Below are 13,162 nucleotides of genomic sequence, written 5' to 3' on the forward strand. Positions count from 1 at the left end.
TGTCTCTCTTTGCGCCGCCCCCCACGATCAGACCTCTTGCGGAACCATGTCGGCCGCGTCGATACCGGCAACCGAGACCGGTTTCTTCATGGCGTCGCGACGGAACGGCTCGCCCAGTTCCTGGTTGATCATGGCTTCGATCAGCGTGGTGGTGCCGTTTTTCTGGTCTTCGACGGCCTGTGTCAGCGCATCACGCAGCTCGTCCATCGTCCGCGCAACCACACCCTTGAGGCCACAGGCTTTGGCGATGCCCGCGTAGGAGACCTGCTGATCCAGTTCCGTGCCCACGAAGTTGTCGTCAAACCAAAGCGTCGAGTTCCGCTTTTCCGCGCCCCACTGATAGTTGCGGAAGACAACCTGCGTCACCGCCGGCCATTCACCGCGGCCAATCGCCGTCAGCTCGTTCACCGCGATGCCAAACGCACCGTCACCGGCAAAGCCAACCACGGGCACATCCGGGCAGCCGATCTTGGCACCGACAATAGATGGCAAACCATACCCACAGGGACCAAAGAGACCCGGAGCAAGGTATTTGCGGCCTTCCTCAAAGGACGGGTATGCGTTGCCAATGGCACAGTTGTTGCCGATGTCGGACGAGATGATCGCCTCTTTCGGGAGGGCAGAGCTGATTGCACGCCATGCCATGCGGGGGCTCATCCAGTCCGGCTTGTCCGCACGGGCGCGCTCATTCCAGCTGGTGCCCGGATCGTCGTCCTCATGCGTCATTTCAGTCAGTTGCTGCGCCCAGCGAGATTTGGTTTCAGCAATCCGCGCCTTGCGGTCTGCACGGCCCGCATCACCGGCATCATCCGAAAGCTGCGACAGGATACCGTTGGCAACCTTGGCGGCGTCACCCACGATGCCGACCGAGACCTTCTTGGTCAGGCCAATACGGTCCGGGTTCAGGTCGACCTGAATGATTTTTGCATCTGCTGGCCAGTACTCCATGCCATACCCCGGCAAAGTGGAGAACGGGTTCAGTCGGGTGCCCAATGCCAGTACAACATCAGCTTCCTTGATCAGTTCCATACCGGCCTTGGAGCCGTTGTAGCCGAGCGGGCCTGCGAAAAGCGGGTGCGAGCCCGGGAAGGCGTCATTGTGCTGATAGCCGACGCAAACCGGTGCATCGAGACGCTCAGCCAGCGCTTGGGACGCAGCGATACCGCCTTGGGACAGAACCGCACCCGCGCCGTTCAGGATCACGGGGTTCTTTGCTTCGGAGAGCAGCTTGGCCGCTGCCGCCACCGAGTTTTCACCACCCGAGGAGCGTTCAAACTCGATCGGCTCGGGAATCTCGATGTCGATCACTTGAGTCCACATATCGCGCGGGATGTTTAGCTGCGCCGGGCCAGAGGCCAGCTTGGCCTTGGAAATGACCCGGGTCAGAACTTCGGCCACGCGGGTCGGGTCACGCACTTCTTCCTGATACGCAACCATGTCTTCGAACAGTTTCATCTGCTCGACTTCCTGGAAGCCGCCCTGCCCGATGGTCTTGTTCGCCGCCTGCGGTGTGACCAGCAGCAGCGGGGTGTGGTTCCAATAGGCCGTTTTCACCGCCGTCACGAAGTTCGTAATGCCGGGACCGTTCTGCGCGATCATCATCGACATCTTGCCGGTGGCGCGGGTGTAGCCGTCCGACATCATGCCCGCGCTGCCTTCATGCGCGCAGTCCCAGAACATGATCCCGGCCTTCGGGAACAGGTCAGAGATCGGCATCATAGCGGAGCCGATAATGCCAAAGGCATGTTCGATCCCGTGGCGTTGCAGCACCTTCACAAAGGCTTCTTCGGTCGTCATTTTCATGGCGGAAATCCCTGAGTCTATTTCGGCCCCACCTGGGCCATTTGCCGCTTAATCTAAGAGCTGCGGGGGGGAGCTGATAGGGCCAGTTTGGCGCGCGCCCTGAGTCCAAAACAGCCAAACCAAACACACCAGATGGTCAACGGGCTTTTAGCCGCTACAAATCCCGCTGATGCTTGGCAACTCAACACCCTGAAATCACTATACAATTCAGTATGGGTGCCGCATTTTCTTGCAACTGGCAATCGCCCGTTAATCAAGCTCTGGCACAGAAGACGCCATGGTTTCCGTCATTCTGCGCCTCCTTTCCTTGTATCTACCCGTGCTGTTCCCGTCGTGGCGCTTTTTCAAGACCGTGGGTCCAAGCCCGCGGGTTGAGTACCGGATAAATGACAGTGACTGGATCGAATGCCGGCATCGGCCGCATCATGTCGGCGTCGGGCGGATGTTGCGGCGCATGCTTTGGAACCCGCGCTGGAACGAGCAGCTTTTTCTGGTCAGCCTGTCGGAACGTCTCGCCTCGGATCCCGATCAGGCCGGTCACGCGCGCCAGGAGTTGGAAGACCGCCTGATACGGCTGAGCGAGGCCCCACCCGGCAGCATATTTGCGTTTCGTCTGATCTTTCTGACCCGGGAAGAGCACCGGATCGGCATGTTTATCGAGTACGAAAGCCCGACCATCACGGTGCCCGACAATGCCCTTTGAAACGGCCCTGAGGCTGACGGAAATCGCTCTTACGCTGGCGGTTTTGCAACAAAGCATCGAGCACTACGCAACGGAACGCCACAACAGGGGGATTTTCCTCGTCCGCGCGGGGCTTTGCCTGTGGTTGCTTGTCGGGATCGGATCACCAGCCAGCCTCGCCCTGCTTCTGGGGACCAGTATGCTGCTGCTCTATCGCTTCCAAGGCCCCTATAACGGCGGCAGTGACAAGATGACTTTGCTCATCCTCTCTAGCCTCACCGCAGCCCGGATCGCGCCGGGGCAATACGCCGAACTGGCTTTCGCCTACCTCGGCGCGCAACTCCTGCTCAGTTATTTCGTCTCTGGCTGGATCAAGATCATAAATCCGGCGTGGCGCAGCGGTGAGGCGCTCCGGGATGTCTTCCGCTTCTCCGCCTACCCCGTCAGCGAAGGCTTGAGACGATGGGCGGATCGTCCCCGCAGGCTGTGCGCGGCGGGTTGGGCTGTCATGGTACTGGAATTGGCCTTCCCGCTGGCCTTACTCCATCCGGTCGCTTTGCTCGTTGCCTTGACGTGCACCGCCGCATTCCATTTTTCCAACGCCTGTTTCTTCGGACTGAACAGGTTTTTCTGGATCTGGCTCAGCGCTTACCCGTCGCTGCTCTGGCTGCAATCACGCCTGATCGGGTGAGACCCGTTTGCGGTCAACCGCCTCGTGCAACAGGCCCGCCACACGCCGCCCCCAGGCATCCCAGTTCAGATGCGCTTCGAACTCCGCCCGGGCAGCGCTGGAAAGGGCCGCGTAGCTGCCCGGATTTTCGATGTACCCACGCACAAGCGCTGCGAAGTCATCCGCGCCGGACCCCAGCGGCAAAGCATGCCCGTTGATCCCGTCCCGCACAGGAACGCCCCCAACCCGCAAACACAGCGAAGGCAGTCCAAAGGCAGAGGCTTCACAGTAAGCAAAGCCATAGCTCTCGAAAGACGGCTGGACGAGGAAATGCGCCTTGGCCAGTTCGGCGTTGAAGTCCGCAAGATCAGCGGGCACCGCCTTGTTCAGTTGCGGATGCACCGTCACCCATTCGTTGACATGGAACTCCGGCGGCACGCAGCCGATCACGGTCAGGCGCGCATCAAACCCCTGCTCGCGCAATGCCTTCATGCAATCAAACGCAATTGGGCCGCCTTTGGCAAACCAGTTCCGACCAATGAGCAGAAGCCTGACTGGCGCATCAAGGTCAATGGATCTCGAAACCGGATCAGGCCACGCGTCCAGATTGGCGCCCCAGGGTACAAGATGGGCGGTCTCAGGGCTTAGGTCGTAGCGCGCCTCAGCCGCCTTTTGCAGCCAGTCCGACGGCCAGAGCAGAAGGTCCATCTGCTGCAACATCTCCCGTTCCCGCCGCTCGACCCATCCATCAAGAAGATGACCAAACCGGAAAAGCCTGTCATGCGCTTGCCCGATCTCGGACGTGCGATAAACGGTTTGGGTGGCATCGGATGTGTAGGCGGAGACCATTCCATCCGGCACGCGAACCCCAGCCATGGACTGGAAAGAGTACGCGCCAAACAAAACGTCGAATTCGCCCTCCCGCAAGACGCGCTCTACACCCCGCGCCACCATGCGCGACAGAAGCAACTGCACGCGCCAGCGGAGCCTGAGATTCAGCGCTTCGGGCAAGGCGGCGATCAACCGTCTGACAGGTTCGGCGCCGTACCAGCTTTGCGGCAGGATCGTCACATCTCCGGCATGACGGCAGAGCGCGTCATGGATGCGCGCGTTGCCCCCGGAATAGAGATTTCGATCCAGCGGAGACATATCGCAAAGATATGCAATCCGCAGCCTGCCTTTCGCCATACGCGCCCCCGCGAGTCGTTTCGACGATTAACTGGGGGTCAATTGAGGCAAAACTGCGGCAAGCGGGCCTTGGCCTCTGACCAAAGCACGCAACTGTGACCGCATTGTTTCCATTTCCACGCTTTTGGCCAAATGTGGACGCGACATTGCCCAAGCGCTTCTCTACGGTATCCCCGTCCGGCGCTCCGCCGCCCATCAAACGAAGGCCCAGATGCCCAACCCGATCGCCTTTGCCGCGCTGGCCATATGGCCTATCGTGACAGTTCTGCTGTTCATGCGGTTGCCGCGTGAGCGGGCGCTGATCTGGTCGCTCATGCTCGGCTACCTGTTCCTGCCGGAACCCCCCGCCGCCTTCGACCTGCCATTGATGCCCCCCCTGAACAAGCACAACGTCCCGGCGCTCGCCGCCTTTGTCATCGTGCTGTGGCGCTACGGTCCGCAAGGTACACTGTTGCCCGTGTCCTGGGTTGGGCGGGCGTTGATCATAACCTTTGTCCTGTCGCCCATCCTCACCGTCGTCACCAATGAGGACCCGGTGTTTTTCGGCCAGGTTGGCCTGCCCGGTTTGGCTCTGAAAGACGCCGCGGCGCTGATCGTGCAACAGGCGCTTCTGATCCTGCCTTTCCTGCTTGCCCGCCAGCACCTCGCCAACGGCGGTGCGCAGCGCGATCTGATGGTCGCGCTGATGTTCGGCGGTCTTGTCTACTCTCTGTTCATGCTGATCGAAATGCGCCTGTCGCCGCAGCTGAATCTCTGGGTTTACGGCTATTACCAGCACCTGTTTGGCCAAAGCATCCGCTCCGGCGGCTACCGCCCTGTGGTCTTCCTTTACCACGGGCTTTGGGTGGCCTTTTTCATCATGACATCGGTCGTCTCCGCCTGGGCTCTGTGGCGCATGGATGATCGCCTGAGCCGAATGAAGCTGCTGGGCGCGGCACTGTATCTTTCCTTGATCATCGTGCTGGCCAAGTCCTTTGGTGCATTGTTGTTCTGCCTGATGCTGGTTCCTGCGGTGCTGCTGTTCAGCCGCCTCATGCAGATCAGGATCGCCATCCTGATCGGTCTTCTAGCGGTCAGCTATCCGATCATGAAGGGCATGAACCTCATCCCGGAAGAGCGCCTGCTGAGCGCCATCGCCAGTTTCGAGCCGGAGCGGGCAAACTCTCTGGAGTTCCGTTTCGACAACGAACAAACCCTGCTCGACCGTGCTTACATCAAGCCGGTTTTCGGTTGGGGCAGTTGGGGGCGGAACCATATCCTTGATCCGGTGTCCGGCAATATCCTGACCGTGACGGATGGGCGCTGGATTATCGTGATTGGCGTTTATGGCTGGGTCGGGTTCCTGGCGGAGTTTGGCCTGATCCTCTGGCCCTTGATCCTGCTCTGGCGCGAGTCCATCGCCGCACGGGAAGACAGTATCTCACCGTTTATCGCCCCGCTTTCCCTGATCCTGGCCATCAACCTTGCCGATATGTTGCCGAACGCCACCTTGACCCCGCTGACCTGGCTTATTGCCGGGGCATTGACGGGATACGCGGAGCAACTGCGGGCGCAGCGCCTGAAACTGCAGTCACACACGGCGAAACTGCAATGGCAATCGGTGATGTGATGGCTCGTCCTCGTGTGCTTGCCATCGCCGAGGCCGCGAACCCGGAGTGGGTCAGCGTGCCCTTGGTCGGCTGGTCCCTCGCGTCAGCGCTGAGGGACGTCGCGGATGTGCATATCGTCACGCAGATCCGCAACCGCGATGCCTTTTTGCGTGCCGGTCTGATCGAAGGGAAAGACTTCACCGCGATCGATTCCGAGGCCCTCGCCCGCCCCGCCTGGAAACTGGCAGAAAAGCTGCGCATGGGCGAAGGCAAAGGCTGGACGATGGTTCAGGCGATCAGCGCGCTCAGCTATCCGCATTTCGAACGCCTCGTCTGGAAACATTTCGGCGAAGCCATCACGGCTGGCGCGTACGACATTGTCCACCGCATCACACCCTTGTCCCCGACAATCTCCTCCTCCGTTGCCGCAAAATGCGCCAAGTCCGGCGTGCCGTTTGTGCTTGGGCCGTTGAACGGCGGTGTGCCTTGGCCGAAAGGGTTCGAAGCCGAACGTCGCGCAGAGAAGGAATGGCTGAGCTATGTCCGCTCTGCCTACAAACTCCTTCCGGGGCGCGGCGCAACCCTTCGGCATGCCTCCGCTATTCTTGCGGGCTCGGCGCATACTGCGTCCGAAATCCCGGCGCAGCATCAGGGCAAGACACTCTACATTCCCGAAAACGGCATTGATCCGGCGCGGTTTAATCGCCTCGCCGCGCCGGAAGGCACATTGCGCGGCGCGTTTGTCGGCCGCCTTGTCCCTTATAAAGGGCCGGACATGCTGATCGAGGCGGCGGCACCCCTGCTGCGCGAGGGTCGTTTGAAGCTCGACATCATCGGGGATGGCCCAATGCGTGCCGCCTTGGAAGAACAGGCAAAAGGCCTGCCCGGCATCACCTTCCACGGCTGGCAGGCCCATGAGGACGTGCAAACCATCCTCGCACAATGCCACCTGCTGACGTTCCCGTCGATCCGCGAGTTTGGCGGCGGTGTGGTCCTCGAGGCCATGGCGCTCGGTGTCGTGCCGCTGATTGTCGACTATGCCGGGCCGGGGGAGTTGGTTCGCGAGGGGCTGGGGATCAAAGTGCCTTGTGGATCAAGAGAGAAGATAACAAGGCACTTCGCCCAAGCCCTGCACACCCTCGCGGAGGATCCTTCCGCCCTGCCGGCCATGGCCCAAGCCGCGCGGGCGCGCGTCGAATCGCATTTCCTCTGGGCGCGTAAGGCGGAACAGGTCGCGCAGGTCTACGATTGGGTTCTGAGCGGCACGCCCGCGCCAAAACCCGCATTCTTCTGAATCTAGCCGATGATCTTGGCCGGAATGCCCGCCACCGTCGCCCCGGCTGGCACATCCTTGGTAACAACCGCGTTGGCCCCGATCACCGCATGATCACCCACCGTCAAAGGCCCGATCAGTTTGGCCCCGGCACCCACGTCCACGTGCCCACCCAGAACCACCGGACCAGCAAGAGTAACCTGATGGAAGATCATGCAGTTCACACCGATCCTGGCGTCAGGGTGAATGATGATCCCGGTCGGGTGCGTGAGCCTCAACCCGCCGCCAACCTCTGTGTTGAGATGCAGCTCTGTCTGACACATCGTGGACCAGAAGAGATGGTTCAGCGCCCAGTATTTGCCTGCGATCATCGCCAGAACGCCGCCCTGCGCCCTAGCTGCCTGATACCGCCGCAAAGCACGGATCAGTTTCTGACCCGGATCCCAGAAGCGGCGGATGTCTTCCCGGCTCCAGTCCGGCACCTCGGCGGAGATCTGCTTTTCGCTCACAATTCGCACTCCCGAGGCGCTCTACGCCCAAATACTGCCAAGATTTGATCTATAGTTAATCCGATAGCAACACCTACACGTCACGCCAAGAAAACAGGGCATGACGTGTTTACCGCTGCCCACCGGTCTGGCAAAGCCTGACCATCGCGCCAAGACAACGACCGGAGAACCCGGAAGGAGCCGACATGTCCCAAGCCCCCTGCCAAAGGGTTGCCGCATGAGCGCACCGCTTGGTCCGGCAATGCCCTATCGCGGCGATATCGACGGGCTACGCGCCGTCGCGGTGCTTGGCGTCGTTCTGTACCATTTCGGCCTGCCCATTCCCGGTGGGTTTGTCGGCGTTGACGTTTTCTTTGTGATCTCCGGCTTCCTGATCGGCGGCATTTTGTGGCGTGAGTATGATCAGACAGGGCGGGTCTGGCTGAAGAATTTCTACACGCGCCGCTTCCGCCGGCTCGCACCCGCCTTCTTCGTGATGGCCATTGTCACGACGCTTGTCGGCTGGGCGCTCATGCTGCCCTTCGAGTTTCGCGAATACGGCAAGACGCTGGTCGCAGCGACAGTCTATCTTTCGAACGTGCTCTTCTTCCGCAGCGCGGGATATTTCGACGTCGCCTCGGAGGACAAGCCGCTTCTGCATACGTGGTCGCTTGCCGTCGAAGAGCAGTTCTACATCGTCCTGCCATTGCTCATCCTGCTCTTCGCGCGATGGCGATGGGGGCTTCTGGGCGTCCTGATCACGATCTGGGCCGCATCGCTTGCCGGGTGTATCCTTTTGACCCCAGGCTATCAGACGGCGACGTTCTACCTGTTTCCGTTTCGTGCATGGGAACTTCTGAGCGGTGTTCTGCTCGCGATCTGGGGCTATGAGACCGGCCGCCGCTGGCGCGGGTGGGCGATCTTGTCCTGGCTTGGCGCGGCGCTCATCCTTGGCTCGATGGTGTTCATCCCGGCAGGCCCCCATTTTCCCGGTCTGCTCGCCATTCCGCCGGTTCTGGGGACGGTCCTGATCATCGCCAACGGGTTCAACCGCAATCCGGTTAACCAAATCCTTTGCAGTCCCGCCGCACTGTTTTTCGGTGCGATTTCCTATTCGCTCTACCTATGGCATTGGCCCGTTTTCACCCTGTCGACCTATTTCCGGGACGGCTATGCCAACATCGTCGAAACCGTGTTCTGGATGACGCTGTCCGTCGGTCTGGCATGGATTTCGTGGCGCTTTGTCGAAAACCCGGTGCGCCACGCGCAGCGTCTTTCAGGCGGGCTTGTCATGACCGGAACGGCCCTGGCGTCCGCCATCACACTTGGCATCGGTGGATGGCTTTATACGCAGGATGGTGTGCCAAGCCGGTTCGGCGCAGAGGCGCGTACCCATATCAACGCCTCCGGAGACTTCCTGCAGGATTGGAGCCGCTGTTATGTGGCAACGCAACTGCCGCTTGATGGCCTTGAAGTCTGCCCAATTGGTCCGGACGGCCCGGCACGCGTTTTGGTTTGGGGCGACAGCCATGTCCGGGCCTTCAAGGAAGGCCTCGATCTTGCCGCGCATGAGGCTGGCGTGCCCGGCGTCATCCTGTGGCGTGCCGGTTGCCCCCCTCTCTTCGGTGTTCGCAAGGTCGAAAGCGCCGCCACAGCCGCGCAGGATCTGGCCTGTACCCAAGCGAACAAACAGATCGAGCAAAGCTTCATGCGGCTGAACACTCTGGAGGCCGTCCTGCTGATCGGACGCTGGAGCTATTATTCCAGCGGTCAGGGCGTTGGTCTGGACAAGGAACACCGCATTTCCTTGCATCCAACCGAAAACCCCGAAACCGTCGGCGCGGTTCAGGCCCGGCTTCTGGCAAATGCCGCGCGCGAAACCGTCGCCAAGATCGCCCTTTGGGTGCCAAACCTCTTCGTTCTACGACAGCCTCCCGAAATCCCTCTGTACGACAGTCGCGAAGCCGCTCGCGAGACGGCGCATGCGCCCTGGCCTTTTGCCGCTGCGGCCAAGACGGAACCGACGATCCAGCGCTCGGCACTTGCGCTACGGGCGGCTTTGGCTGATGCGCCCTGGCAGCTTTTGCAGGACAATGGGCAGATCACCTTTCTCGATACATGGCCCTATTTCTGTGACGCAGATCAGTGTTCCGCGGTTCATGACGGGATCGGGCAATACTTTGACAACAACCATCTGACCAATGCAGCAGCCTTGCGGGTCAGGGATGTTTTTGCGCCCGTTTTTGCAGCGATCACCCAGCAAACCGCGCGCTCCGTCCAAGTTTCAGAATGACTCATATCGCCGGTGATACGCTTTGGGATGCCATCGTTATCGGCACCGGAATCGGCGGCGGCACGGTGGGCCGGGCCTTGGCCGAGGCCGGACAAAAGGTGCTCTTTCTGGAACGCGGACCTGCAGGATTTCGCTCTGAGGCAAACGGGCTAAGCGAAGCCTTTCTGCCCGAGGCGCGCCTTGCGCGCGGACTTTGGCCGGAACCGTTGCACCTGCGTCTGAACGGCGCGGAGTCCGCCTTCTACGCGCCATTGGGCGCGGGTGTTGGCGGGTCATCAGTTTTCTACGCGGCCACTTTGGAGCGGCCGGAACGGCATGATCTAGAGCCCACCGAAGAGCGCCCACATCCCACGGGCGGCTGGCCGGTGTCTTTTGATGCCATGGCGCCCTACTTCAATCGCGCGGCTGAGTGGTTCCGGGTGTACGGAGAGGCCGATCCGCTTTCGAGCGAACAGCCAATGCCCTTGCGCCCAGCGCCAGAGCCGAACCGGACGGAAGCCTCGCTGATGCGCAGTCTGAGCTCAGCCGGGTTGCACCCTTACCACGCCCACACGGCTCTGGAACGGGTGCCGGGCTGCCAGAAATGCCTCGGGACGAAATGCCCGAAATCGTGCAAGATGGACGGGCGGTCTGCCGGTGTTGAACCCGCTTTGCGCAGTGGCAACGCGGCGCTGATCCACAGCGCCCAGGTTACGCGCCTGATTGCTTCGGGCAACCAGATCTCGGAGGTGCATACCCGGATCGACGGCCAGGTGCAGCACTTCCGCGCCAAGCGTTTCATCCTTGCAGGAGGGGCGCTTGGGTCGGCCCATCTGCTGCTGGCCTCGGCCTGCGAAGCCGCACCGAACGGGATCGCCAATTGTTCTGATCAGGTGGGCCGCAACCTGATGTTCCACCTCAACGAGATTTTCGCCCTGTGGCCGCGCGATGGCGACCCGGAAGATGGCGCGACCAAAGCTATCTCGCTGCGCGATCTCTATCATGGCGATGACCGGTTCGGCACGATCCAATCCATGGGCATTCGCGCCTCCTATGGCGAAATCGTGTTCTACCTCAATCAGATGCTTGCCCGCAGCCGCCTGAACCGGTGGCCCGGCTTACACCATCTTACGCGCCTGCCCGCCGCCATCGCCGCCCGCCTTTTCGGACAGGCTCAGCTGTTTGTTGGGCTGATGGAAGACCTGCCTTACACGCACAACCGTGTTCTTTTCGATCCCGTGCATCCGGAACGGTTATCGGTCACATATGAATTCTCGCCGGAGCTTTTGCACCGCCGCCGTGCCTTTCGGAGCGCCATACGCAAAGCGTTTCGAGGCCATCGCAGGCTGTTCCTGGGCGTAACGCCCGAGTTGAACTACGGGCACCCCTGCGGCACCCTCCGCTTCGGCACGGACCCGGCCGCCTCCGTTCTGCGCCCGGACTGCCGCACCCATGATGTGGTCAATCTCTGGGTTACGGATTCGTCTTTTATGCCGACGTCCATGGGTGTGAACCCGTCTTTGACCATCGCCGCCAATGCACTGAGGGTTGCCGATTTGATGCAGAAGGAGCCACTTTCATGAATGTGCTGACCCCGTCCGACGGTATCGCGATTGTCACCGGTGCCGGAACGGGCCTTGGCCGGGCACTTGCAGTGGAACTGACGCAGCGCGGGTTCACCGTGATTGGGACCGGACGGCGCACGGAAACCTTGGAGGAAACCAAAAGGCTCTGCGAGAAAGGCCGGTTCCACTCAGAACCGCTTGATGTGTCAGACGCACGTGCCGTTGCAGGCTGCTTCGCCGAAATGCGAAAGAACCACGGGCCAATCGCCCTGCTGATCAACAACGCCGCTGTCTACCCGCGCGAAGATTTTCTCGCCGCCAGTGCTGAACGCTTCATGGACACGGTCAAAATCAACCTCGGCGGTGTGGTTAATTGCTCGCACGCCGCTTTGACGGACATGGCGGAGCGCGGGCGCGGGCGGATTTTGAACGTTGCCACCTTCGCCGACCTCAATCCTCTGCCAACGGCCGGGGCCTATTCCGTCTCAAAAGGCGCCGCGCGTATCCTGACCCGCAGTCTGATCGCCGATCTCTCTGATCGTTTTCCCGGCATTGTCATTTCCGACTGGATGCCCGGCATGTTGCAGACCGGCATGGGGATCCCAGATGGGCTTGATCCATCGGTATCGGCAAAATGGGGTGTTTCGCTGGCGCTTATGTGTGATCAGAGCGTCAACGGCGTCACGTTTGAAATGGACTGCGAGGTTTTGCCGCCGCGCGGTCTGAAGGGTCGGATCAAGGATCTGCTCCTGCTCCGGCGCCAAAAACCCCGCAGACTGTGATCGCTCAGAGTTGGTTGCGAGCCCGAAGCGCCAGCGCCTGAACCACTTGGCCCGGCAGGATCAACAGGCACTTCAGGTAACGCACTCCCAAACGGCGCGGATTGCCGAGCATCCGCCACATCCATTCAAGGGCATAGCGTCGTGCCCAATCCGGTGCGCGTTTCTGCGATCCGGCAAAGAAATCGAGGCCCGCGCCGATGGACGCGAAGCCAACGGTGGGCGCAACTGTCCGGCCTCGCGCGGACAACACTTCCTGCTTGGGCGCACCGAGAGCGACAAAACACAGACCAGCCCCCGACGCTTCAACTTGTCGAAGCACTTCATCAGCGGCTTCGCTTAGCGGATCGAATCCCATCGGCGGCGAAATGCAGAGCGCAACCTCAAGCCCCGGCACTTCGGTTTCGAGAAACGCTTTGGCAGAAGCCAGCGATTCGGCTGTGGAGCCGACAAAAGCCACAGGAACGGCGTTCCGCGCTGCGACCTTTGCCAAGGGCAAAATCGCGTCGGATCCGGGGATCAGTTCAACCGGTTGTTTGGCCAGTTTCGACATCCAGACAATCGGATTGCCGTCAGCGACAACAAAATCCTGGCGTTGGTAAGCATCGCGAAAAACCGAAGACCTGTTGAGTTTCACAAGGTGATCGAGATTGATGGTTGCAAGAGAAAAGCCCGAACGCTCGCGCAAACGCGCTTCAACCCGGGATTCCAGATCATCCCAGGTCGGCACGTTGACGTTGATCGTCTGACTTTTGATCGTAAAAAGCATCAAACCCCTCTTCACCGGGTATATAACTTGCACCTGCACCAGCATTGAGTGGGAAAAAAACAAGCTTTGGTGCCAAAATCGTGG

At 60.6% G+C, this 13,162-nt stretch carries 11 protein-coding genes; 7 read left to right on the forward strand and 4 right to left on the reverse strand.

The genetic code is table 11. The features are described 5' to 3' along the window. Positions 1 to 27: 27 nt before the first annotated feature. A complete protein-coding gene (gene xsc, locus E4662_RS13185; protein WP_136442042.1) occupies positions 28 to 1,803 on the reverse strand; it encodes a sulfoacetaldehyde acetyltransferase in 1,776 nt (591 codons plus the stop codon). Positions 1,804 to 2,080: 277 nt separating this feature from the next. Here xsc and E4662_RS13190 point away from each other — a divergent pair, with 277 nt between their 5' ends. Both E4662_RS13190 and E4662_RS13195 read left to right on the forward strand, forming a co-directional pair. Continuing rightward, positions 2,081 to 2,506: a hypothetical protein gene (locus tag E4662_RS13190; RefSeq protein WP_136442043.1), complete on the forward strand. Its 426-nt coding sequence runs from the start codon at positions 2,081 to 2,083 to the stop codon at positions 2,504 to 2,506. Continuing rightward, a complete protein-coding gene (locus E4662_RS13195) occupies positions 2,496 to 3,176 on the forward strand; it encodes an HTTM domain-containing protein (RefSeq protein WP_136442044.1) in 681 nt (226 codons plus the stop codon). Before E4662_RS13190 ends, E4662_RS13195 begins: the two co-directional genes overlap by 11 nt. Here the strand turns inward: E4662_RS13195 and E4662_RS13200 are convergent. After that, positions 3,159 to 4,343, reverse strand: coding sequence for a glycosyltransferase family 4 protein (locus E4662_RS13200; protein ID WP_136442045.1), 1,185 nt, complete (start codon positions 4,341 to 4,343; stop codon positions 3,159 to 3,161). The two genes, E4662_RS13195 and E4662_RS13200, sit on opposite strands and share 18 nt — an antisense overlap. 211 nt (positions 4,344 to 4,554) lie before the next feature. Between E4662_RS13200 and E4662_RS13205 the strand changes: the two genes are divergently transcribed. Both E4662_RS13205 and E4662_RS13210 read left to right on the forward strand, forming a co-directional pair. Beyond that, positions 4,555 to 5,952 carry a hypothetical protein gene (locus tag E4662_RS13205; RefSeq protein WP_136442046.1) on the forward strand — a complete coding sequence of 466 codons (1,398 nt, stop codon included), beginning with the start codon at positions 4,555 to 4,557 and terminating at the stop codon, positions 5,950 to 5,952. Continuing rightward, a complete protein-coding gene (locus E4662_RS13210) occupies positions 5,952 to 7,226 on the forward strand; it encodes a glycosyltransferase family 4 protein (RefSeq protein WP_136442047.1) in 1,275 nt (424 codons plus the stop codon). The genes E4662_RS13205 and E4662_RS13210 overlap by 1 nt, the downstream gene beginning before the upstream one ends. Positions 7,227 to 7,228: 2 nt before the next feature. Here E4662_RS13210 and E4662_RS13215 read toward each other — a convergent pair whose 3' ends face one another. Beyond that, positions 7,229 to 7,714 carry a serine O-acetyltransferase gene (locus tag E4662_RS13215; protein WP_136442048.1) on the reverse strand — a complete coding sequence of 162 codons (486 nt, stop codon included), beginning with the start codon at positions 7,712 to 7,714 and terminating at the stop codon, positions 7,229 to 7,231. Between the two features lie 217 nt (positions 7,715 to 7,931). On the opposite strand from E4662_RS13215, the gene E4662_RS13220 reads away from it, so the two are divergent. Genes E4662_RS13220 through E4662_RS13230 form a run of 3 tightly spaced genes read left to right on the forward strand, consistent with a single transcriptional unit; the run spans position 7,932 to position 12,312 of the window. Beyond that, the gene (locus E4662_RS13220) at positions 7,932 to 9,986 is read left to right on the forward strand and encodes an acyltransferase family protein (RefSeq protein ID WP_206080290.1); all 2,055 of its coding nucleotides are present in this window, start codon (positions 7,932 to 7,934) and stop codon (positions 9,984 to 9,986) included. Then, entirely contained in the window at positions 9,983 to 11,548 is a 1,566-nt protein-coding gene (locus E4662_RS13225) for a GMC oxidoreductase (protein WP_136442049.1), read from the forward strand. Before E4662_RS13220 ends, E4662_RS13225 begins: the two co-directional genes overlap by 4 nt. Continuing rightward, positions 11,545 to 12,312 (forward strand): SDR family oxidoreductase, encoded by a 768-nt coding sequence (locus E4662_RS13230; RefSeq protein ID WP_136442050.1) that lies wholly within the window; start codon positions 11,545 to 11,547, stop codon positions 12,310 to 12,312. The genes E4662_RS13225 and E4662_RS13230 overlap by 4 nt, the downstream gene beginning before the upstream one ends. Before the next feature lie 4 nt (positions 12,313 to 12,316). On the opposite strand, the gene E4662_RS13235 is transcribed toward E4662_RS13230, so the two are convergent. Beyond that, complete coding sequence (locus E4662_RS13235) at positions 12,317 to 13,078, reverse strand: WecB/TagA/CpsF family glycosyltransferase (RefSeq protein WP_136442051.1); 762 nt, start codon at positions 13,076 to 13,078, stop codon at positions 12,317 to 12,319. Between the last annotated feature and the right edge of the window lie 84 nt (positions 13,079 to 13,162).

The organism is Pacificoceanicola onchidii (assembly GCF_004804335.1).
GTDB classification, from domain to species: Bacteria; Pseudomonadota; Alphaproteobacteria; order Rhodobacterales; family Rhodobacteraceae; genus Pacificoceanicola; species Pacificoceanicola onchidii.

Coding starts and splice junctions, on each gene's coding strand:
- xsc (WP_136442042.1), bottom strand. CDS start 1,803: ATGAAAATGACGACCGAAGAAGCCTTTGTGAAGGTGCTGCAACGCCAC.
- E4662_RS13190 (WP_136442043.1), top strand. CDS start 2,081: ATGGTTTCCGTCATTCTGCGCCTCCTTTCCTTGTATCTACCCGTGCTG.
- E4662_RS13195 (WP_136442044.1), top strand. CDS start 2,496: ATGCCCTTTGAAACGGCCCTGAGGCTGACGGAAATCGCTCTTACGCTG.
- E4662_RS13200 (WP_136442045.1), bottom strand. CDS start 4,343: ATGGCGAAAGGCAGGCTGCGGATTGCATATCTTTGCGATATGTCTCCG.
- E4662_RS13205 (WP_136442046.1), top strand. CDS start 4,555: ATGCCCAACCCGATCGCCTTTGCCGCGCTGGCCATATGGCCTATCGTG.
- E4662_RS13210 (WP_136442047.1), top strand. CDS start 5,952: ATGGCTCGTCCTCGTGTGCTTGCCATCGCCGAGGCCGCGAACCCGGAG.
- E4662_RS13220 (WP_206080290.1), top strand. CDS start 7,932: ATGAGCGCACCGCTTGGTCCGGCAATGCCCTATCGCGGCGATATCGAC.
- E4662_RS13225 (WP_136442049.1), top strand. CDS start 9,983: ATGACTCATATCGCCGGTGATACGCTTTGGGATGCCATCGTTATCGGC.
- E4662_RS13230 (WP_136442050.1), top strand. CDS start 11,545: ATGAATGTGCTGACCCCGTCCGACGGTATCGCGATTGTCACCGGTGCC.
- E4662_RS13235 (WP_136442051.1), bottom strand. CDS start 13,078: ATGCTTTTTACGATCAAAAGTCAGACGATCAACGTCAACGTGCCGACC.